This is a genomic window from Streptomyces sp. NPDC047042, assembly GCF_040644035.1.
Lineage (GTDB): Bacteria > Actinomycetota > Actinomycetes > Streptomycetales > Streptomycetaceae > Streptomyces.
Genome location: NZ_JBEYVP010000031.1, coordinates 25239 through 46180 on the forward strand (window position 1 = coordinate 25239; position 20942 = coordinate 46180).

18 protein-coding genes and 2 pseudogenes are annotated in these 20942 nt (G+C 67.3%); 14 read left to right on the top strand and 6 right to left on the bottom strand.

The genetic code is table 11. From position 1 onward, the window contains the following. Positions 1-24 precede the first annotated feature (24 nt). From ABZ855_RS32070 to ABZ855_RS32080, 3 genes are all read right to left on the bottom strand, one after another. Positions 25-858 (bottom strand): PIG-L family deacetylase, encoded by an 834-nt coding sequence (locus ABZ855_RS32070; RefSeq protein ID WP_360812863.1) that lies wholly within the window; start codon positions 856-858, stop codon positions 25-27. A 206-nt stretch (positions 859-1064) separates the two neighbouring features. Then, the gene (locus tag ABZ855_RS32075) at positions 1065-3593 is read right to left on the bottom strand and encodes an ABC transporter permease (RefSeq protein ID WP_360813044.1); all 2529 of its coding nucleotides are present in this window, start codon (positions 3591-3593) and stop codon (positions 1065-1067) included. Positions 3594-3679: 86 nt separating this feature from the next. Beyond that, a complete protein-coding gene (locus ABZ855_RS32080) occupies positions 3680-3877 on the bottom strand; it encodes a hypothetical protein (RefSeq protein WP_360812865.1) in 198 nt (65 codons plus the stop codon). Between the two features lie 222 nt (positions 3878-4099). On the opposite strand from ABZ855_RS32080, the gene ABZ855_RS32085 reads away from it, so the two are divergent. From ABZ855_RS32085 to ABZ855_RS32140, 12 genes and pseudogenes are all read left to right on the top strand, one after another. Next, positions 4100-7486 carry an ALF repeat-containing protein gene (locus ABZ855_RS32085; protein WP_360812867.1) on the top strand — a complete coding sequence of 1129 codons (3387 nt, stop codon included), beginning with the start codon at positions 4100-4102 and terminating at the stop codon, positions 7484-7486. Positions 7487-7578: 92 nt separating this feature from the next. Beyond that, the gene (locus ABZ855_RS32090; RefSeq protein ID WP_360812869.1) at positions 7579-9564 is read left to right on the top strand and encodes a DNA/RNA non-specific endonuclease; all 1986 of its coding nucleotides are present in this window, start codon (positions 7579-7581) and stop codon (positions 9562-9564) included. A 38-nt stretch (positions 9565-9602) separates the two neighbouring features. After that, positions 9603-10628 (top strand): hypothetical protein, encoded by a 1026-nt coding sequence (locus ABZ855_RS32095; protein WP_360812871.1) that lies wholly within the window; start codon positions 9603-9605, stop codon positions 10626-10628. Further along, on the top strand, positions 10625-11686 hold the full coding sequence (locus ABZ855_RS32100; protein ID WP_360812873.1) for a hypothetical protein: 1062 nt from the start codon (positions 10625-10627) through the stop codon (positions 11684-11686). The genes ABZ855_RS32095 and ABZ855_RS32100 overlap by 4 nt, the downstream gene beginning before the upstream one ends. Before the next feature lie 151 nt (positions 11687-11837). Then, complete coding sequence (locus tag ABZ855_RS32105) at positions 11838-12560, top strand: restriction endonuclease (RefSeq protein WP_360812875.1); 723 nt, start codon at positions 11838-11840, stop codon at positions 12558-12560. 353 nt (positions 12561-12913) lie between these two features. After that, positions 12914-13078 carry a hypothetical protein gene (locus tag ABZ855_RS32110; protein ID WP_360813058.1) on the top strand — a complete coding sequence of 55 codons (165 nt, stop codon included), beginning with the start codon at positions 12914-12916 and terminating at the stop codon, positions 13076-13078. Beyond that, positions 13075-13373, top strand: a pseudogene (locus tag ABZ855_RS32115) (DNA-binding protein). The gene ABZ855_RS32110 and the pseudogene ABZ855_RS32115 overlap by 4 nt, the downstream one beginning before the upstream one ends. A 467-nt stretch (positions 13374-13840) precedes the next feature. After that, positions 13841-14159, top strand: a pseudogene (locus ABZ855_RS32120) (YnfA family protein). A 69-nt stretch (positions 14160-14228) separates the two neighbouring features. Beyond that, positions 14229-14708 carry a DUF5990 family protein gene (locus ABZ855_RS32125; RefSeq protein ID WP_360812877.1) on the top strand — a complete coding sequence of 160 codons (480 nt, stop codon included), beginning with the start codon at positions 14229-14231 and terminating at the stop codon, positions 14706-14708. A gap of 603 nt (positions 14709-15311) precedes the next feature. After that, complete coding sequence (locus tag ABZ855_RS32130; RefSeq protein WP_360812879.1) at positions 15312-15545, top strand: colicin E3/pyocin S6 family cytotoxin; 234 nt, start codon at positions 15312-15314, stop codon at positions 15543-15545. Next, positions 15538-15858: a hypothetical protein gene (locus ABZ855_RS32135; RefSeq protein WP_360812881.1), complete on the top strand. Its 321-nt coding sequence runs from the start codon at positions 15538-15540 to the stop codon at positions 15856-15858. Before ABZ855_RS32130 ends, ABZ855_RS32135 begins: the two co-directional genes overlap by 8 nt. Then, positions 15831-16838, top strand: a complete 1008-nt coding sequence (locus ABZ855_RS32140) for an ImmA/IrrE family metallo-endopeptidase (RefSeq protein WP_360812883.1) — start codon at positions 15831-15833, stop codon at positions 16836-16838. Before ABZ855_RS32135 ends, ABZ855_RS32140 begins: the two co-directional genes overlap by 28 nt. A gap of 135 nt (positions 16839-16973) precedes the next feature. Here the strand turns inward: ABZ855_RS32140 and ABZ855_RS32145 are convergent, their stop codons facing one another. Next, on the bottom strand, positions 16974-18272 hold the full coding sequence (locus ABZ855_RS32145; RefSeq protein ID WP_360812885.1) for a hypothetical protein: 1299 nt from the start codon (positions 18270-18272) through the stop codon (positions 16974-16976). Between the two features lie 221 nt (positions 18273-18493). Between ABZ855_RS32145 and ABZ855_RS32150 the strand changes: the two genes are divergently transcribed. Together ABZ855_RS32150 and ABZ855_RS32155 are read left to right on the top strand one after the other, a co-directional pair. Further along, positions 18494-18961: a GntR family transcriptional regulator gene (locus tag ABZ855_RS32150; protein ID WP_360812887.1), complete on the top strand. Its 468-nt coding sequence runs from the start codon at positions 18494-18496 to the stop codon at positions 18959-18961. Then, positions 18958-19524 (top strand): HD domain-containing protein, encoded by a 567-nt coding sequence (locus ABZ855_RS32155; protein WP_360812889.1) that lies wholly within the window; start codon positions 18958-18960, stop codon positions 19522-19524. Before ABZ855_RS32150 ends, ABZ855_RS32155 begins: the two co-directional genes overlap by 4 nt. Here the strand turns inward: ABZ855_RS32155 and ABZ855_RS32160 are convergent. Further along, a complete protein-coding gene (locus ABZ855_RS32160; protein ID WP_360812891.1) occupies positions 19512-19985 on the bottom strand; it encodes an NUDIX domain-containing protein in 474 nt (157 codons plus the stop codon). The two genes, ABZ855_RS32155 and ABZ855_RS32160, sit on opposite strands and share 13 nt — an antisense overlap. Positions 19986-19987: 2 nt before the next feature. Beyond that, positions 19988-20761: a helix-turn-helix transcriptional regulator gene (locus ABZ855_RS32165; RefSeq protein ID WP_360812893.1), complete on the bottom strand. Its 774-nt coding sequence runs from the start codon at positions 20759-20761 to the stop codon at positions 19988-19990. Positions 20762-20942: the final 181 nt, after the last annotated feature.

The following is a 20942-nucleotide window of genomic DNA, read 5'->3' on the forward strand; positions in this document are numbered from 1 at the left end:
GGCCCGAACGGCCCGAACAGCCGATCAGCGCAAGCCGGCGAAGAGATCGTTCTCGGGTATGGCCGCGCCGGTGGTGTCCTGGACCCTCAGGAACGTCTCCAGGCCCATGAACTCGCCGAACCTCTCCTTGCCCATCTTGAGGAAGAAGATGTTCTCGCCCTGGCTGGCGTGCGCGGCCAGCGCGTCGAACTTCTGGTCACTGAACGCGGTGGTGTCCACCCAGGTGGTGATCTGGTCGTCGGGCAGACCGATCTCGGCCAGCGCGGCGGCCTCGGCGGGATCCGGCTCCGGCATGTCCTCCGCGAACTCGCGGATGATCTCGCCGAACTGCTGCATCTTCGAGCGGGGCATCGTGGTCCAGTACACCTTCGGTGTCAGCCCGGTCATCTCCAGCGCCGCCATCGTGATGCGGTGGGCCTGGATGTGGTCGGGATGGCCGTAGAAGCCGTTCTCGTCGTAGGTGACGACCACATCGGGGCGGTAGTGCCGCATGAGTTCCGCGAGCCGGGCCGCGCCCTCCTCCACGGGGGTCCGCCAGAAGGATCCGGGGGCGTCGTTGCCGGCCCAGCCCATCATCCCGGAGTCGGCGTAGTCGAGCATCTCCAGGTCGCTGATCTTCAGGACCTCACAGCTGGCCTCGAGTTCCTGTCGGCGCATCACGGCGACCGCCGCCGGATCGTGCCCGGGATCACCCGGCTTCGTGCCTCCCGGCCCGTCACCGCATCCCCCGTCGGTACAGGTCACGAGGACTGTGCGGATGCCCTCCGCGGCATACCGGGCGAGGACCCCTCCGGTCCCGGTGGCCTCGTCGTCGGGGTGCGCGTGCACGGCCATGAGCGTCAAGGGCCGGTCAGTCATGGAACAGTCCTCCAGCGTGTGAATACGTCCGACTCCGAGTGAGCGGCGGCGAACGTGCCGTCGCCCCGGGGGCCCGGACGTGGCGAGGCGGACGACCTTACGGTCTCCGTGTTCCCCGCCCGTACCAGGCCGATCCCCCGGGGGTGCAACCGCAGGGGCGGGACCGACTGTTCCCGACCCGACCCGATGCCCTTTCCGGCGGTACCTCATTCCTTGGCCGTCGCCACCGTCACCGCCCGGACCCGCAACGCCACCCGCCCGGGCAGGGCGGTCCCGACGAGCGTGAGGAGCCCGGCCACGGCGACCACCGTGGCGTACACGAGCGGTACGACGGCCGGTGCCGCCTCTCCCGTCATGCCGATGCTGAACGAGGTCAGGACGGCCAGGGCGACGGCACTGCCGAGGGCACCGGCGAGGAGGAGGACCGCCAGGGCCTCGGTACGCAGCATGCGCAGCACCTGTCGGCGGGTCGCCCCCGCGAGACGCAGCAGCGCGAACTCCCGGACACGCTCGGAGACCGACATGGCGAGCGTGTTGACCACGGCGATGGCCGTGAAGGCCAGCACGAGCCCCATGGCGAGGAAGTTGACCTCGGCGTTGGCCCGCAGGCGCTGCGCCTGGAGTGAGTCGGCGGTGGCCGGCGAGAGAATCTCCAGCCCCGGGAACTCACGCAGAGTAGTCGAGAGTTGTGTCTGTGTACGGTCCGTGCTGACGAGGAGGGAGGCGGAGAGCGGGTTGTCGACGTGGTGTACGAGCAGGTCGTGCGCGAAGGTGAGGTCCCCGAAGCCGAGACCCCGGGTGTAGACGGCGGCGACGGTGAGCGTGGCGGGTGTGCCGTCGCCGAGCGTGAGCTTCAGGGTGCTTCCGGGTTTCAGGTGGAGCTGGTCGGCGGCCAGTTCGCTGACGGCGACGGTGCGCTCGGTGAGCCCTCGGAGGGACCCGGCGGTGACGTCCGGATCCCAGGTGCGGGCGAGGCCGGCCGGGCTGACGCCCTGCGCCGCGTACTTGTCGAGCCCGACCCGGACGGTCGTACGGACCACTTCGGTGACGACGGTGTGGTGCGTACGCAGCTGCCGTGCGGCCTCGGACGGGACACCGGGCCCTCGGGAGGCGACCACCCAGTCGGCGCGGACGCTCTCACGGACCTGGGCGCGGGCGGCGTCGCCGAGGGTGGGCTGCACGAACAGCACCGTGCAGGTCATGCCGATCAGCAGAGTGAGGGGAGTGACGACGGAGGCCATGCGGGCGGCGTTGCCCCGGAGGTTGGCGGTGGCGAGCCTGCCACCGGGGCCGGTCAGGCGCAGTGGGCCGGCGAGGAGAAGGGCGGCTGCCTTGACGAGTACCGGGCCGAGCAGGGCTACGGAACCGGACAGGACGACGACGGCGAGGAACGTCACCGGCGTGGACGCGGGCTCGCTGCGCAGGACGCTGAGCAGGGCTACGAGGACGACGCCACCGGCGAGCAGCAGCAGCCCGGCGAGGAGACGGCCCCAGGCGGGACGGGTGCGCTCGGTCCGGGCCTCGGCGAGCGCCTCGGCAGGGCGGATCCGGGCGACCCGGCGCGAGGCGATCCGGGCGGCGGCCCACGCACCGGACAGGGTCGCGGCAAGGGCGGCGAGCGGCGGGAAGACGCCGACGGTGTGCTCCAAGGTGGCGGGTACGGCGCCCAGGGCGACGAACCTGCCGTGCAGCCAACTGCCCAGGGGAAGCCCCACCAGTGCTCCGGCCGTGCCCGCGGCCGCTCCGACGATCAGGGCCTCCCGCCCGAGGAGCCTGCGGATCTGCCCGGAGGTGGCGGCGACGGCCCGGAGCGTGGCGAGTTCGCGGTGGCGTTGCTGGACGGAGAGCGCGAAGGTCCCGACGACCACGAGAACCGCCACGAGCAGTGAGGTGCCGCCCATGGCGCCGCCCATGCTGACCAGCTTGGTGCGCGCGGCAGCGGCGTCCAGGAACTCCACAGGCCCACGGGCGTCTCCGGCGCCGACCTGGGCGCCGGTGCCACGCAGCGCCGTCGCGACGGCGTCACGCAGCCGGCCCGGATCGGTGCCCGCGTCCGGGATCACCCCGAACGCGGTGACCTGCCCGGGCCGGGCGGCGAGACGCCGGGCCTCGGCGTCGGAGAAGAAGAGGGAAGTCTGGTGGCGAACGGCCGCGGCGGGGGCGGCGATTCCGGAGACACGGTAGGAGCGTGGAGACTGCGTCGACTGAACAGCGAGACGGTCACCGGGTTCGAGGCCGACGCGCTCGGCGAGGTGACGGTCGACGACGACATCGGTGACGGCCGCGGGGGCGGTACCGGCGACGAGCCGGTAGGGCGTCAGCACCGCCGACTCCCAGGCATGCCCGAAGGCGGCCCTGCCACCGGTGCCGTTCGGGGTCAACGGCTCGGCCATGAAGGTGAGTTCGGGGACGACGCGGGCGACACCCGGTGTGCCGGCCAGAGTGCGCCCGATGCCTTCCGGCAACCAGGCGCGCTCGGCGATGGGTTTGGCCTTGTGCTTGACCTTGGTCTTGCCCTTCTTCTGCTTGACGGTGGTCCGATGGACGTTCTGATCGGCGGAGACCACAACCGGGGCCGCGCCATAACGCTCGGTCCGGACGGCGCCGCGCAACCCCGTCTCGAGCAGCGTGCCGCACGCGGTGATCAGGGCACCCGCACACATCAGAGCGAGAAAGGCACCGAGAAACCCGGCCTTCCGCGCGCGGACGGTCTTCAGGGCGTAGCGCAGCATCATGGGGGAGCTCATCCGTGACATGCCCACACAGTCGCCTGCACACAGGCACCCGCACATTGCGGTGACCCGGCGTCCTCAGCAGGGGGCTATCCCCCGGATGACGGTGCCGACGTGAACATGTCGCCGATGTTGTTCCACATGAACCCGTCGCGCCAGCCCGCCTTGCCGGTCGCCCAACCGGTCAGCGCCGCCAGCACCTTCTCCTGCGAGACGGTCTGCGTCTGATAGTGCTCAGCGGGAACGCCGTCCCGGTACTCCAGCTGGTACGAGGGCCGCTTCACCATGTACCCGAATCGTGAACTGTATTTGCGAAGGAAATGTGTCGGTCCGTCAAATGGTCATATGCGACTGCACAGTTCAAGCCTCATTTGATCCAACTGCTCCAAGTTTTTTACTGCGTTGATACTGTTCACGACTTGTGCGAACGTCGATCCACGGATCTGTCGTCCATTTGCGACGCGAAATCCGACACGTCACCGCATTACTCGTAGAAGGGCAAATTCCGTATGCAGACAGCTTTCTGGAGCAGACGTCGTGTTCTCGGAGCGATCGCGGCGACGACCGCTGTCGCCGCCACCCCCTCGATCCTGCGGCCGGCCGTCGCCGTGGCCGCCGAGACCGCGGGCGCCGACCCGGTGCCGCTGCCGGACACCGAGCGCGCCAAGGCCGTCCGGGCGTGGCTGACCGGCGGCAAGGGTGTCAAAGCCGCCGCGACCAGGGCTCTCTACGGAACCGACACCGAGATCCAGACCTTCCTCGCGCAGACGCTGCCGCAGCAGATCGTGCAGGACAACCGGGTCGCGATCGTCCGCAGTCTGGACCGCGCGGGCAAGGGCCTGCGCCGCGAGGCCGTCGCCGCCCTGGACAACGGCGACGGAGCGGTGGCCGGATTCCTCTCGCAGGGCTTCGCCGCCGCCATTCGCGAGGACCTCCAGGTCGCCACCAGCATCGTCGCGTCCACCGGCGACAAGGCCGTGGTGCGCAAGGCCAACGCCGCCCTGACCGTCGGCACCGAGCAGGCCCTCATCGACTTCCTCGGCGACGGCCAGTACGACGCGCGGCTGGAGGACACCCGGCTCCAGGTCAACGCCATGCTGTTGACCGGTGGTCCGGAGGTGAAGAAGTACGCGGACCGCGCGCTCAGCGGCACCGCGAACGACGTCGAGTGGTTCATGGAGACCGGCCAGCACATCGCGCGCGCCCGCGACCAGGAGTCGGCGACCATCGAGGAGCTGGTGGCCGTCGTCGAGCGCGAGGGCAAGCGCGCCGAGCGCGAGACGAACCTGGCCGTCGAGGCCGGGGCCCGCGCCGAGACCGCCGCCGTCAAGGCCAAGGAGGCCGCCGAGAAGGCCGCCGCCGAGGCCGCCGCCGCCCAGAGCGACGTACAGAAGTCGGGGGCCGCGGCCCGCAAGGCCGCGAGTGCGGCGAAGGGCGCGGCCGACGCCTCGCGCAACGCCGTCAACGCCTCCAACGCCGCCGTGCAGGCTTCCCGCCGCGCGTCCTGGGCCGCCGTGGGCGCCGCCCAGGCCGCCGCGAAGGCCGGCAACGCCGCCGCCCGCGCCTACAACGCCGCGATCGCCGCGTCCAAGGACGCCGGCAAGGCGCAGGGCGCCAAGGACGCAGCGGTGGCCGCCCGTAACGCCGCCGCCAAGGCCCGTAGCGCCGCAGCCGCTGCCGCAAAGGCGGCCCTCGCCGGCGACGCGGCCTCCTCCGCCGGCCTGGCCGCCGCCTCCGCCGCCCGCAACAGTGCCGCCGCCGCGACCGCCGCGGCCCAGGCCGCCGCCTCCGCCGGTGCGGCCCAGGCGGAGGCCAACGAGGCCAAGCGTCAGGCCGCCATCGCCACCAGCGCCGCCAACCGCGCCACCAACGCCGCGTCCGCCGCCCAGGCACTGGCGACCGCCTCCGCCAAGGCGGCCCGTACCGCCCGTGACGCCGCCAACTCCGCCGCCGACCACGCCGACAAGGCAGCGGACGCCGCCGAGGAGGCCGTGAAGTTCGCCGGTCAGGCCATCGACTACGCCAACAAGTCGACCGCCCACGCCGGGGAGGCCGTGAAGGCCGCCAACCTCGCCACCCAGGCCGTCAGCGACGCCATCGACGTGGAGAAGAACGCCCGCGCCGCCGAGGCGCAGACCCTGGAGCAGGACAAGCAGCAGGCCCTCGAGGAGGCCCGGCAGCTTGCCGCCATCGAGCAGGCCGAACTCTCCGACGTCCGCGAGAAGCGGCTGATGGCGGAGCGCACCACCCAGGCGACCAAGGACCTCATAGCCAAGGCCGAAGAGGCCCTGTACTCCGGCGACATGTCGGTCGCCGCGACCCTGGGCAGGCAGGCCGCGGTCGCCCTGATCGACGCACGCGGGGCCAACACCCGGCAGGCCGCCCAGCACGCCCTCGCCGGCTCCGACGACGACGTCTGGGCCTGGATCGACCTCGACCGGGTCCTCGCCCAGGGGGAGGACGACCGCGAGACCACCCTCCACGTGGCGACGGTCGGCGGTCCGAAGGTCGCCGCGGCAGCCGCGGCCGCGCTGGAGAGCACCAGCTCCAAGGCCGTCGGCGACTTCCTCACCGGCGGCATGAAGCGTGCCTCGGACGAGGACCTGCGTGTCGCCATCAACAAGATCCTCGGCGACAGCGGTACCGGCAAGGCCGTCAAGGACGCCGGCAACAAGGCGCTCGACGAGAACACCAGCGACTCCCTCAACCGCTTCTTCGACCACGACTACCCGCTGGCCGTCAACGAGGACGACAAGGTCCGGGCCGTCGAGCTGATCAACATCGCGGGCGCCTTCACCAAGGCCTACGCGGAGGTCGCGCTCGAAGGACCGGCGTGGATGCTGCGCCACTTCATCACGGTGGTCCAGTTCCGCACGGCGCAGCTCGACTTCGACACCGCCACCCACGTCGCCGCCGTCCGCGGGGCCATCGCCGCCGCCGCCAAGATCGCGGAGAAGGCGCAGGAGGACGCGGCCGTGGCCTCGAAGGCCGCCGCCGACGCCCGCAATGCCGCCGCCGAGGCTCAGAAGTGGGCGCAGAAGGCGCTCGACTCGGCCGCCAAGGCCAAGGACTACTCCCAGCAGGCGCGGGACAACGCCGACGCCGCCGACAAGTCGGCCGCCGACGCCCAGGCCTCCGCGACCAAGGCGAAGAACGCCGCCGCCACCGCCCGCGGCGCCGCCCGTTCCGCCAACTACTCGGCCAACAAGGCCGTCGACTCGGCGCGCGCGGCCCTCGCCTCGTCCGCCGAGGCCCAGCGCTCCGCCGCCGCGGCCCGCGCCTCCGAACTCGCCGCCTCCGCCGACGCGAAGGCCGCCGCCGCCGCGTACGCCCAGGCCAAGCAGATCGTCGCCGACAAGAAGCGGGCCGAGGTCATCGCGAAGGCCAAGGAGGCCGCGCGCAAGGCCCAGGAGGAGCGCGACGCCAAGCAAGACCCCGCCAACAATGACAAGAACAACCAGGTCAACCCCAACGGCACCGCGGACGGCGACGCCGACGAGTGGTGGAACGACGCCCAGTTCTACGCGGACGCCGCCAACGTGGTGAGCATCGGCGCCGGGTTCCTGGCGGCCGGCTGCGCCCTCGCGGCCACCGTCTTCCCGCCGGCCCTCGCCGCGGCCGGCTTCTTCGCCGGAGTCTCCGCGGGCGCGGGCGCCCTCGGCACCCTCTTCACGGGCATCGAGCACGGCTTCACCAGCGGCGCCTTCTGGGAGTCCGCCGCCGGCACCGGCCTGAGCCTGGTCTCCTTCGGCGCCTACAAGTGGGTCGGCGCCGCCGACAAGGCGCTCGGCGGCGGTCTCGTCAAGCCCGTCGTCGGCAAGATCACGGACACCGGCGAGGACCTGGTCTCCGGCATCACCAAGGGCCTCAGCGACATCTGGACCCTCGCGTCCTGATCCCGCTGATCCCACCCGTTCGCTTTCCCGGGGGCGGCGCAATCAGGCGGCGCCCCCTTTTCCCCCTCCCCTTACGGAAAGTTCCTGCCCCCATGCATGGAATACGTGGCGGGCGTGTCACAAGGAGACGCGCCCGCTCGACGGCTCTGACCGTCCTCACCGCCCTGACCCTCGTCGTCACGACGGCCGCGACGAGCCGGGCGGCCGAGCCGCCCGCGACGGCGAAGGCCTCGTCCGCCACCAAGTCGGCGGCGCCCGACGACGTGAAGACCACCGAGACCGACACCGAGACCGACACCGAGACCGGGACCGAGACCGGGACCGAGACCAGCAAGTTCGCGGCCGGCTCCGGTGAGGACTGCACCGCCACCGCGCCGGGCTCGAAAGAGCGCCGCGCGGGTGCCGTCGAGTCCTGTGTGACGATCACCCCCGCCCCCGCGAAGGCGAAGACCCGCGCGGCCGCCGCCGCTCCTGCCGCCTCCGCAGCAGCAGCCGCCGCGGGAAGCTGCGACATCACCAGCCCCGGCAACTACAGCTACGAGCGCTTCTCGTACTGCGTGACCGGCATCAACATCACCTACATCCTCCGCGACAGCAGGGGTCTGGAGATCGGACGCGGCGTCCTGGAGGTCTCCACCGGCGGCGACCTCTCCCCGACGGCCACGACCTGGAACGAGCAGGTCTCCGTCACCATGACCCTGGCCACCGGCGACGTCACGTCCCTGAACGCCAAGCTGCGCGCCTCGTGCGACGCCGGATGCACGGCCACCAAGACCGCCCCCTGGTTCGGCGGCGCCATCACCCTCAACCAGACCCTCACCGGCAACGTCACCTTCTCCTCGGCGCAGACGGCGGGCTCCTCCGCCTCCTTCTACACGGCCTACGCGATGTACGTGACGTCCCCGGGCGCGACGGCGACCGACCCGAACGCGTCGTGGAAGAACTCGCGTCAGATCAGGTGTGACAACGCGGTCGGCGGAACGTCGGTGGCGGGCTGCGCGGTTCCGTCCGTGATGGCCGAGCTGTCGATGAGCACGCAGGGTTCGGATCAGGGCGGCGCTGTCGCGGCGTATCTGTGGGCCCAGAAGAGCCTCAACGACGGCTGGGGGCTCAACACCCCGCTGACCCGGTCGACGAGCGGCGTGGACGGCCGTACGAGCAGCACCTGTGGAAACGGAGCGTCGGAGCCGTTCGCGGACGCGAGCGACCTCATACCGACCGACACCTGTGCCCAGTTCCCCTTCGCGGAGACGAAGGAAGGCGGAAGGGACGGTGCCGAGTGCGCCGAGCTCATTCCTTACCCCGGCAACAACGGATGGGTCATCCACGAGCTCAACGGCGGTTCGAGCCTCGACACCTCCCAGCGATGTGTGCGCGCCCATGTCGCCGCCGTTGACAAACAGTTCGCGGACAGCCAGCTCGCCGACGGCTTCACGAGCCAGCGGGTCATCGACGCCGACCAGTTCACGCTGAGGCTCACGACGTCGCTCGACGGCTCGTACGCGGAGTGCCTCGGAATCTCGCCGGAGGGCGCGCGTCCGGCCGGTAACGGCTGGATCCTGAACACGACCGAACCGGTCCCGCACGTCAGGAAGAACGACCAGACGAGCGCAGCCGGCTACCGGGCGACCAAGGCCACAGCCTGTCTGGGCAAGAAGCTCGGCCCCGGCAGTGAGGCCGGTGGAGAGATCACCGGCTGGCTGGACGCGGCCGACTACGCCGTCGCGCACAACCTCAGTGAGCAGCTGGCCCGTTGTCACCTGGTCGCCAACATTCTCGGCGGGCGGATCTCGAAGAACCTCGTGCCTTGCTGGCAGGTCGGGATGAACACCGGTGCAGGCAGCATGTGGGAGTACGAGGAGCAGGTCCGGGACGAAGTGCGGTTGGCCTCGTTCGGCGAGGAGGACGCGATCTTCTACGAGGTGACTCCCCGCTACATGACCGCCGACAGCACGATCCCGGTGGGCGTTACGATGAGCGCCACGGTCCAGCGCGAGGACGGCTCGGTCGAACCGATGTTCGATGGCATCTATATTCCGAACACCCAGACCGGCGGAGCGCACAACCTCGGCAACTGATTACTCTCCACACCGTGTTCGTGCCCTCGGGAGCCAGGATGAGTTTCACCACCCCGCCGCGGTCGATCGACGTGACCGTGCTCTTCCCTGAACTGGCCCCGCTGGCGCGGACGGCGACCCGGCTGCACCCGCGGCCGGGGTCGCCGACGGTGCACGACAGTTCCGTCGGCGGGCCGCTGCTGTGGCCCGCCGACGAGCCGTGGCCGCACTGCGCAGCACCGCACGCAAGGGGTGCGACGCGCAGGGTGTTGTCCCCGGAGGATATTCGGCTCCTCCGCCGCAACCAGGCGGCGGTGGCGAGCCGGCGGCACCTCGGCGGCCCGGCCCCGCGGCCCACGCCCGAGGAACTGGCCACCGAGAAGCGGATCCTCCAGGGCCGCGCGTGGCCCGAGGGTCCGGTCCCCATGCTCCCCGTCGCCCAGCTCTACGCCAGTGACATCCCTCTCCCGTTCAGTCCGCCCGACGCGGACCTTCTCCAGGTCCTGTGGTGCCCCTTCGACCACGAGGGGACCGCCCACCCCCGAACAGCCCTCTTCTGGCGCTCCGCGGGCACCGTCACCGACGTCTTGGACGCGCCGCCCGAACCGTCCGCGATCAAGTCGCAGGGGTATCTCCCGGAGCCGTCCCTCCTGGCACCGGAGCAGGTCACGGAGTACCCCGCCTTCATGGAGCTGGACAAGGAGCTGCGGCAGGAAGTGAGCGACCCGAGCCGTTGGGGTGGTTCCGGCCCCGTCTCCCCGCAGGAGTTCTACGAGAACGAGCTGTCCACTTCGCCCGGCTGGAAGACCGGCGGCTGGTCGCGCTGGGGCCTCTCCGACCCCATGCCCCGCCGCTGCCCGGAATGCGGCACCGACGCGCTCCCGCTCCTCACCATCGCCACCCTCGAATGGGACGCCGGCAGCGACAGCTGGGCCCCCGGGGAGGAGGGGACGAACCCGACTCCACTCCTCCCCGGCACCCCACCCGCGAACTTCACCCTGATCGGAATCGGCGGCGGCCACAGCCTCCAGCTCCACGCCTGCCCGTCCTGCCCGGACCACCCGCACATCGAGCTGGTCCAGTGAGCGGCCCACCGGGAGCCGGAACGAGTTTCACCACCCCACCGCGGCCGTTCGACATCACCGCGCTCTTCCCTCAACTGGCCCCGCAGGCGCGGACGGCGACCCGGCTGCACCCGCGGCCGGGGTCTCCGACGGTGCACGACAGTTCCGTCGGCGGGCCGCTGCTGTGGCCCGCCGACGAGCCGTGGCCGTACTGCGACGAGCCGCACGACAGCCGCGCGGCCCCGGTGGTCCACTCGCCGGACGACGTCCGGATCCTCCGTCACGACCGCGCCGCGGCGGCCGAGCGGCGGCGCCTCGACCCCGAGGCACCTCAGTGGACTCCCGAGGAACGGGCGACCTGGGAGCGGTTCGCGGACCGCCCGGGGTTCGTCGGCCCGATCCCTCTCCTGCCCGTCGCCCAGCTCTACGCCCGCGACAGCCCCTTCCCGTGCCCGCCCGACGCGGACCTCCTCCAGGTTCTCTGGTGCCCCTTCGACCACGAGACGGCCCACCCTCGGACAGCCCTCTTCTGGCGCTCCTCGGCCACCGTCACAGACGTCCTCGACGCACCGCCCGAGCCGCCGATCGTCCAGCGGGACTCCTACCTCCCGGAGCCGTGCCTGGTCTCACCGGAGCAGGTCACCGAGTGCCCCCACCCCTCGGAACTGAGCGAGGAGCTTCGGGAGCAGCTGGACGACGAGGGCCGCTGGGAGTCGATCGACCCCGCGCGGTACAGCATGTACGCGGACGACCCGGGCGAGCTCTACCTGAACAACCTCTCCACCGCTCCAGGCTGCAAGACCGGCGGCTGGACCCGCTGGAGCCTCACCGATCCCAAGCCCCGCCCCTGCTCCGAGTGCGGCACCGAGGAGGTCCCGCTCCTCACCATCGCCTCCTGGGAATGGGACGGCGGCAGCGAGACCTGGACAGCCGAGGAGGAACCGACGAACCCGGCCCCGCCTCCCCTGGGCGCCAGGGCCGGTAACTTCACCTTGATCGACATCGCCGGCGGCTACAGCCTCCAGCTCCACGCCTGCCCGGCGGACCCGTCCCACCCTCACATCGAGCTGGTCCCGTAACCGGCGTACCGGAAGCCGGCCGGCGGCGACCAGCTGCCCCCGTTTCACCCAGGTCGGCGGCCGGATTCGAGCCATTGGCCAAGAGGCGGCCTACCTGCGCCACCGCACCGCTGTCCACACTGCTCGGCAGACAGCCGACGGAGGGGAAGCCATGGCCAGGAAGCGCGGGCGACGATCATCCGCACGCAGCCAGTGGAAGGTGATCCTCAGCGGTGGCGCCCTGCTACTGGTCACGCTGGTGGTGTTCTGGTCAGTGATCTGGCCGTACCTCGTCGGAGCGGTTGTGCTCGGCGGCCTTGCCGCCGGAGCCTGGTGGCTCTTACGTAAGGACCGGCTTGTTCGCGCCGGCGACCGGCACTGGCGCGGGCAGGACGCGATCCAGGTCGGCCATCGGACACTGGCCGACGTCGACAGGATGTCCGGCACCGAATTCGAAGACCTGGTCGCGGCTCTCTGCCGGCGCGACGGCTGCACCGACGTCCGCCGCGTCGGCGGCTCCGGAGACAACGGCGCCGACGTCACCGGCCGCCTCCCGGACGGCCGCGCGATGATCATCCAGTGCAAGCGCTACACCACCACCAGCACCATCGCCAGCCGGGAGGTGCGTGACCTCCTCGGCGCGAAAGCTCACTTCGGCGCCGACCTGGCCGTCTTCGTCACCACCACCCGCTTCAGCCGCCCCTCCGAAACCTTCGCCCTGCAGAACGGCATCCTCGCCATCCACCGAGACCACCTCGGACTGTGGAACAACGGAGCCACCTTGCAGTCCCTGATCAGCGTCAACGGCTCCGGCCAGGGCGACCAACGACACCGAGCCCGCTGGAAGCGAACGTATGGCACGCCGTCACGAGGCCCCAGAACTCCCCGTCAGTGAACCGCACCAGAGCTTGCGGCTAGCGCTTCTTGGTCTTCTTCTTCTGCGGCGGATTCCACTCGCCTCGGTGCAACTGACAGCGGGAGTAACCGATCATCGCTGGTTTCTGGCACCGCTTGCCGGTCTTGGTATGGGTCGACCCGCATTTGACCTGCTTACCCATTCGTCCCCCTCTGCCCGGTCGAAGGCGTGCCATGCCAGGCCCATCGTCACCGGCAGGCGGGGTGAACCGCTGTACCTGCGCGCGTATTCGACTGATTCCAGCTCTTACAGGTCCGGATCATGACATTCCCGAGGAGAGCCTTGCCGTGCCGTTCGCCACGACTGTTTCGGCGTCGAGGTGAGCGTGGTTGGTGTCGATCTGTCGGAACTGTACGGCTGAGCTCCCGCTCGAACTGGGGGCCGACCTGCGCAGTCACACAGACGAGCACGGGGCCTTCAGCGAGGAAGAGCTGGCCGAGGCGCGGGCGCGGATCTTCGGTACGACGCAGGCCGCCGGCGGCACGAGCGCCGCGTGAGCGGCCACATTGAGACTGTCGTCCTGGACAGCGAGGGGCTGTCGGCCTGGGTGACGCAGGACCGGAAGGTTCTGGCGATGTTCCAGGTGTTCCACGACATGGGAGCGGACCTTGTCGTCAGCGCCAACACCATCGTGGAGGCGAGTCACGCGAGAGTGAACCTGCCCCGACTGCAATGGGCGCTCTCCGGGGTCAAACGGCCTTGCGTCAGCCTGGCCCGGTCGCCATCCTCACGTCGGATGTTGATGGCATGACCCGGCTGTGCGGCAGCAAGGTACGGATGATCGGGCTATGACCGCGACGTAGTCCCGGGACCATGGACGGATTCGGGTGGATCCGCCGAGAACCAGAGTCGCCGCAGGTCAGCCGACGATCCGACCGGGTGCGCCGCGAGCCCCCCGTTGTCCTCTCCCGTTCACCGACCCTGCCGAGGAGAACCGCCAGCCGGACCCTGCTGCTGACCCGGCTGCGCGCCGTGCACCCAAGGCGTTGGCCTCTTTGGCCGGGCTGGCCTGCCTGGCATCTTGCCTGCTGCCTGCCCTGATCACCGCGGGGGTCGTCGGAGCCGGTGCGTCCGCCGTGGTGGGCCGGCTGCCCGGCGTCGCTCTCGCACTGGCCGCGCTGGCCGGGGCCACATGGTGGTTCGGCCGCCGCAGTGCCGCCTGCGGTTGCGGTTACCTCCGAACAGGGCGAGTGCGGCTGTCAGGGCCCCGTCGAACCGCTCCGGATCACCAGTGCCAACCGCAAGTAGGCCCACCGCCCGTGACCGTCCGGCGTTCCGCCGCCCTGCTCGAGATCGGCGGCGCCTGGCTGGTCTGTCAGGGCCTGCGCGAAGACAGGGGGGTGGATCTGGATCGGCGCCGGTGTGATCGCCCTTGGCATCTACGGAGTGGTGGCCGCCTTCCAGTCCGACGACGACTTCGGACGCATCCTCGCCGCGTACGGCGGGATCTTCGTCGCCGGTTCGATCTCCTGGGGCATGGCCGCCGACGGCTACCGCCCCGACCGCTACGACGTCATCGGTGCCCTGGTCTGCCTAGCCGGCATGGCCGTCATCATGTACGCGCCCCGCAGCCACTGACCTGCTCCCTACCCGCTGCACCACACGGAGAGCTGGTCCAAGCAGCGTCCCGCGCGGATGATGGCCGCCATGCGTATCCGCATCGACGCTGTCGACCTTCCTGGCCTCACCTGCCCATCCGGAGCTTTCGGCGGCAACGACGTTCCGGCGTACCGCAACATCCACGTCGCCGTGCAACGCCGCGACCGTCCGGCGGAACTCCTTGACCCCAAGCCCGGCGATGCGGTCTCGGCGACCTGGACCCTGGAGTGCACCACTGCGACCTCGCCGGCCGGCACGGACGTGAAGGGCCCCTACGTGCAGGGCCGTCCGAGCGGCCGGTTCATCTACCTCTCCTGGGGCAGCGTCGACGACGCCGGCACTTTCACGATGTTCCGCCGCGCCAAGCTGATGCTCGATGCTGTGCCCGTCGACGTACTCGACGCGGCCGCGCGCAACGGCCTGCTGGTAGGCCGCCTAGGACTGACCGATGCGCGCGGCGGGCCCCTGTGCGCACGTGTCGTGCCACCGCACATCGCCTGGACCGCCGAATCCGCTGAGGAGGAGTGACGGCCACGGTGAACCGGATCGCTGTTCACCGAAGCCCACCCCGGTCCGATCACGGCAACTGAGACCAAAATTGAGACCACGCACGTCGAAGGGCCCCGCTGCGAACAGCGGGGCCCTTCGACATCGTGCCCGGTGAGGCACTGGCGGAGGATACGAGATTCGAACTCGTGAGGGGTTGCCCCCAACACGCTTTCCAAGTCTGTTGGTCCAGGTCAGAGGGGTGTTCGGGGTCGTTCAGGCCCGTTCAGAGCCGTACGCGGCCCCGGAGGAACCCGCAGTCCGTACGGCTCTGAACGGGCCTGAACGGCTATGAATGAGACGGAAACTGAGACGGAGCCAGGGTGGCTGACTCGGACGATGGCTCTCCGGATCGCCCCCGACATGCTTTTCAACTGTCCGGCCGGCCGTCCAGGGGCTTTCGCGGCAGGTCAGAGGGATGTGCGTACGGCGGGGAACGGTGGCCGACGTCAGCGCACTGGGCAAAGACCTGAACAACATCGGGGGTTGGTGAGAGGACACGGCTTGCGACCCCACACCGCCTGTGAGCGGGGAGGTCATGAAACCCGTCACGTCTCCCAGTGATGGCAGCTAGCATCGCTGCTTGTGCCCTGGGTAAACTTGCCTCCAGACTGCTTTTTGCATGGCCTGAACTCACGATACGTCTACAACTCCCGCCGCTGGTATGAGGCCGATGGGAGCCGCATCTACACGTGGGATGGGGAGCACGGAGGTGAGGTTGAGGTCTTCAACAAGCGGGGACGGCACATCGGTGTCGCCCATCCAGTCACAGGTGAAACGATCAAGTCCGCAGTGAGGGGAAGGAGTATCGATGTCTAGCGCAACGTTCGTTGATGACGCCCTGACAGGCGTATCTGGGATCACGGACATTGACTCCTACGTCGATTCTTGGCATGAATCCGACTCGGACCTTGAACTGCACGATTATTTGGGTCTGACGTGGGACGAGTATCGCTTGTGGGTCGAGAAGCCGAATACCCTCCGCTTCATTCTCTCGGCCAGAAGGCACGGCCGTACGGTGAATGAAGAACTGAAGAATACCGCTAGTGAGCTCGCCTTGGCGGCGCGTGCTGGTTCTTCCAACGAGGCTGAGAGTGTTCTTACTTGGTTGCGCAAAACTGGTCGCCTTTAAATGCTGCGCGAAACAGGGCCGGGATCCTAGTTGAAAAGCTCAATTTGACCCCTCCGGTTGACGTCAGGGCGCTGCTTTTTGAACGTGCCCAGGTCGAATATCATGACTGGTCTCACCAATGCGATGCGGTCACTGCGCTTGGCGTAGAACCTCCGCGAGTTTTTGTACGCTCGGGGCTACCGGAATTGCGTGAACGCTTCACTTTGGCGCACGAATGGGCACACATCGAACTGGCCTGGCATGTGGGTTCGATTGGCTGTCAGGTGAATGGCGTATCGATTGAAGAAGAGTATTCCATTGACAGGGTGACCGGATCGCAGGAAAGAGAAGCGAACGAATTCGCCTCTCGCGTTTTGGCGCCCGACCGATGGCTGTCACCTCTGGTTAAGAGTGTTACCTCCTTCGAGCGGGCCTCGATGTCGGCACTTCTGGATGCTCTCTCGCAAGCTGAAATGTCTGCATCGGCTGGACTTATCGCCCTATCGCGTCACCTTCTGCCGGGTCATGCATTGTTTGTTGACGGTGCATTTGCTATCAGTCAGGGAACATCCTGGCCGGGTACTCCTCCACTGAGTGATTCTGCAGTCGACCAGTATCTGCACGGTGCGGTTTCCGTGGAAGAGTTCAGCCATCAAGGGCGGAGAGTCCTATGGGCATTGCTGATTCCACAGTCGGTGCTTCCTGAGTTTGTGCACACGGTCGAGACTGATGACCGAACGCCGCACAAGATTCTGACCGAATGCTGTACGCGCATTTTCGGTGCCGATTTGGCGCACTCCAAAGCGCTGTCAATAAATGGCGTTGTTGGTGGTGTGACTCGCGACCTCCAGCGGTCTTGGAATGTTGAAGCAATTGCCGCAGTGGTTCACGACCGGATTCAATCTCGGTCGGATCTGAGAGAAGTCTTGAGGGATCCGGAGTTTCCGATCTATCTACATCGGAAGGCGACCGCGATCGTGGAGAAGAGGTCGAAGTCCTAGTTGGTGGAATCGTGAGTACCAGGACGGGCGCGGCATCCAATCGATGCCGCGCCCTTCTCGCGGTGGCGCTGATCAGCCAGGAAGGAATCCCAGCTCCCTTCGGTGCTCTATGAAGATAGGGCGGCGTCCGGGGGGTTACAGGACCTTTCCCTGCGCAATGACGATCTGCTCTGCTGCAAACCGCATTAGGGGAATTTCGCGAGCCAACTCCTCATCGTGCGCAAAGGGTGCATATTTTGGCAGTTCTCCTTCTTTGGCATGCACCAAGGCGTTCCTAACCTTATAGATTCTTTTTGCGATTGCGCTGCGCACGGCCTCTTCATCATTTGCGCCAAGGCTCACTTTGCTTGCACCGGCAAAAGGGACGTCGCTATTCGCGTAGTGGTCGACCAAGCTGACGTCGTAGGCGTTGAGGTCGGCTACGAGACGAGGAATGTTGACAAATTTATCGAGCACCAATTTCAGTGACCGCTGTTCGTTCATTCCACCCTCATCTTTGATTTGACCTTTAATTTTTGTGACGATCTTAATGATCGAATTTATATCCTTATCTCGGCGGGCGGAGAACGATGGATCGGTAATGCTTGACCGCACCTGGTCTATCAAGTCTTCATTAAACACCTTTCCGAAAAAATGCTCAGCAATGTGATAGTAGGCCAGATATTCCAATAGTGGGATTTCTGCGGCGACGCCCATGAGGTAGTGGTGCACCAGGTCCGCGTCGTAGGTCTGCCTGGGTGCGTCAAAGAAACCATTTTGACTTCTCCGGACGCGCTGGATAGCTTGCGGTCGAAACATCGTTTCTAGGCCGATTCGAGCTGCTGCATCCGTATTGTAAGCGGCATGAAAAAGGAAAGAATTGGCGAGTGCCTCAAAGTCTGCACGGGATTTGGCGGCGGTGATTTGCAACGTAGTAGCGCGAAGACCCCCGGCGATGACATCGAAGAGTGAGTCGCCTGCAACTGGGTCATAACTCAGCGCATTTCGATCGATGCCCTGGCGCATCCGGTTCAATATCATCCTGGTTCTCGGAGATGTCAGAAGAGCCGGATTTTCCACGAACTTGCAAAGTAGATAGGCGGCGAATTCTCGGGACGGTTTTCCGACCTTAAAGGTTACGGGATTATCGCCCTGTCCTTCAAACGCCTTGTCCTCGAAAAATCTATCGAAAGCGCCGATCTGATCGAGTGCAACCAGGGAGAACTCCGCCTCATTTTCCCACTGGAACGAACTCTCGCTCTTCGATTTTGCGCTGTTAAGGCGAGCTACGATTTCTCTTATTTCAGCACTGCTTGCGCCATTTATCGTCTTCCCGTTGCCTAGCGGAATGGGGTCTCGCAGAGTGAAGTCGCCGCTTGCTGTTCCATCGCTGCGGAATGCTCGTCGAAGCCCCTCCATGATGGAGTTTTCGTTTATGACGGACTGGCCGCTCATGTCTACCCTTCGGTATGCCCGTGGAAGCCTTCTTCTCGATGCCCCTGCTGTAGAAGCATTCTGGCTATAGCAAAGCCGACATGCGGGAGATTTTAGAAAGTCGAACGTCAGTGCGTATCTTGGAGGGTTCTATGGGTGTATCTACTGAGTGACGGCCCACCCGTGGGAAGCTGGAGTGAGGCGCCACCGGGACGCCAACGAGGTCAATGAGGGGGAGCCACGTGGCGCAGGACGCCAACCCGCGCGGGACCTTCGAGAAGATCGCGGATCTACTCAAAGGCCAGATTGAGGCGAACCCGAGGATGGCGGAACTACCGTCGGCCGCAGACGTTATGCGTGATCATGACGTGTCTCGCGGCGTGGTACTCCGGGCGTTCGGAGTGCTCCGGGATGAGGGAGCTGCGGAGCCGGTTCCCGGTGGACGCTGGCGCGTGATCCGGGACGGACAGCGGACCGACCGCCGGCCGCTCGCGGAACGCCTCGTTGAGGTCATCACGGATGACAAGCTGAAGGTGGGAGCAACCTTCCCGAGTGCTTCGGCGCTGTGCACGAGGTTTGAGGTCTCACGTCCGACCGTGACCAAGGCACTTGAGAAGCTGGAAGCTGCGGGATGGCTGTCCGAGGGAGGGCAGGGCAAGCTACGGACCGTGCGGGCCCTGCCGAATCGAGAGGAGCGTTCGTCACTTTGACGGGACTGACTGAGTGGGCGTACCTGCTCGCGGAATCGCTGCTGTCTGAGCCGCTGCCGCGTCGCTGGAAGCACTCGCTCGGAGTCGCTGAGAGGGCGCGCACCATCGCGGCCGTCGTCGGCGAGGACGCGGAGCTCTTGGAAGCGGCTGCGGTACTGCACGACATCGGTTACGCGCCGGACCTCGCCAAGACGGGGTTCCACCCGCTCGATGGTGCGCGCTACCTCCGGGACATCGCGCGTGCGGACGAACGGGTCGTGAACCTGGTCGCGCACCATTCCTGCGCGTGGATGGAGGCGGAAGCCCGGGGCCTGCGCGAGGAGCTTGAGGGCGAGTTCCCACGCGAACCCGCCGGGTTGAACGACGCGCTGTGCTACTGCGACATGAACACGACGCCGGACGGCACGCCGACGAACCCAGTGGACCGGATCAACGAGATCACCGGCCGATACGGGCCGGACAGCCTGATCGGAACGTTCATCCGCCGAGCTGAGCCAGAGATCCTTGCGAGCACGTCACGCGTGCTCGAACAGGTCGCCGCCGCCAAGCGTCAGCCGATGTAGGGCACCGTCCGCGTCTGATCCATCGCGTGCTCAATCCTGAGTTGCATGGTGGGGTGAATGTCGTACTGAGACAGGTCCGTTGGGTCGACCCAACGGACCTGCGTCGTTTCGCTGCTCGTACGGACGTCGCCGCCCACCGGCCGCGCGCGGAAGCACATGCTGAACTGCTGCCGGACCTCGCCGTCGTCGTACTGGAGCACGTGCGCGGGGTCGGTATAGATCCCGGACAGTTCGAGGACTTCCACCTTGATGCCGGTCTCTTCCAAGACCTCGCGCACCACGGTGTCGCTGATGAACTCGCCGGCGTCATGGCCCCCGCCCGGCAGTGCCCAACGGCCGTTGTCGGAACGCTTGATCAGGAGCACCTGTCCGGCGGGGTTCTGTACGAACGCCACCACGGACGGAACGACCGAGTTGGCCGGCGGGGCGTCGGGGTTGTGGAAGTGGTCAATGCGTCCCATGGTCAGGCTCCCTTGAAGTCAGCTTCCGTGGCCTGGCGTGCTCCTCCCCAGGTCTGTTCGATGCTATTGGCGTAGGTGTCGAACAATCCGCCGCCGGGCATCCGCCGCAGGTGGAGGACGGGAGCCATGTACGCGGCGACGCCGTAGACATGGGTGTTGACCAGGATCTCGTCATCCGCGCGGAACAGGGAGTTGTACAGCGTGGCTTCGTGTAGTCGGAACCGTATTTCCGGGTGGCTCTCGAACAGCGGGCGGTAGTTGACCAGGGCGTTGCGAATCTTGCCGTCCATGATCCCGTGACCTTCATCGATGCCGCGCTGCTTCACCGCCGCGCACTTGGGATCTCCGAGCAGGATGCGCACCTGCGTCTGCCCCATGTGTCCCCCCAGCTCCACCTTCCTCTTGAGGAGACCAAGGAACTGGGGGTCCTCAGACAGGAACAGCCCCGAGTACACGAGGACATCGAGGTACCTCTCAGCACGCTCGTATATCTCCCGCCAGAGGCCGGACGGGACCAGGTGGCGATGCGGATAGACAGTGACGATCTCCGCCTTGCTGAGGTCCGCAGCGCTGTCCACAGCCCGGGTGTCGTCCCACAGGGTCGTGACGTCCACCCTGAGCGCGGACGCTGTGGCGTACTGGTGTCGCCGGTACGGCACCTTCCCCTGAGTAATCCACCGTTCCACGGTCTTCGGGTTGACGTCGATTTCCTCGGCCAACCCCTGAACGGTCATGCCACGTGCCAACAGGGCTGAACGCAAACGTTCGTTGGACATCTGCTCTCCCGGTGGGACTTCTAGGGACCTCTTGACGGTAGCCAGAAGTCCCTGAGGTGTCCACGCGTGGGGTGACCAACTCCCCTGACCTGCACCGATTCTGATGGTGCACCAAGAAGTCCCGGTGCGAAGCCAGGAAGTCCCGTCGCTGTACTTGACGGACCCCTATGCAGTACCTGTA

Bases quoted from the DNA above. Each gene is read 5' to 3' on its own strand.
- ABZ855_RS32070 (WP_360812863.1), bottom strand. From the start codon at position 858: ATGACTGACCGGCCCTTGACGCTCATGGCCGTGCACGCGCACCCCGAC.
- ABZ855_RS32075 (WP_360813044.1), bottom strand. From the start codon at position 3,593: ATGATGCTGCGCTACGCCCTGAAGACCGTCCGCGCGCGGAAGGCCGGG.
- ABZ855_RS32080 (WP_360812865.1), bottom strand. From the start codon at position 3,877: ATGGTGAAGCGGCCCTCGTACCAGCTGGAGTACCGGGACGGCGTTCCC.
- ABZ855_RS32085 (WP_360812867.1), top strand. From the start codon at position 4,100: ATGCAGACAGCTTTCTGGAGCAGACGTCGTGTTCTCGGAGCGATCGCG.
- ABZ855_RS32090 (WP_360812869.1), top strand. From the start codon at position 7,579: ATGCATGGAATACGTGGCGGGCGTGTCACAAGGAGACGCGCCCGCTCG.
- ABZ855_RS32095 (WP_360812871.1), top strand. From the start codon at position 9,603: ATGAGTTTCACCACCCCGCCGCGGTCGATCGACGTGACCGTGCTCTTC.
- ABZ855_RS32105 (WP_360812875.1), top strand. From the start codon at position 11,838: ATGGCCAGGAAGCGCGGGCGACGATCATCCGCACGCAGCCAGTGGAAG.
- ABZ855_RS32125 (WP_360812877.1), top strand. From the start codon at position 14,229: ATGCGTATCCGCATCGACGCTGTCGACCTTCCTGGCCTCACCTGCCCA.
- ABZ855_RS32135 (WP_360812881.1), top strand. From the start codon at position 15,538: ATGTCTAGCGCAACGTTCGTTGATGACGCCCTGACAGGCGTATCTGGG.
- ABZ855_RS32145 (WP_360812885.1), bottom strand. From the start codon at position 18,272: ATGAGCGGCCAGTCCGTCATAAACGAAAACTCCATCATGGAGGGGCTT.
- ABZ855_RS32160 (WP_360812891.1), bottom strand. From the start codon at position 19,985: ATGGGACGCATTGACCACTTCCACAACCCCGACGCCCCGCCGGCCAAC.
- ABZ855_RS32165 (WP_360812893.1), bottom strand. From the start codon at position 20,761: ATGTCCAACGAACGTTTGCGTTCAGCCCTGTTGGCACGTGGCATGACC.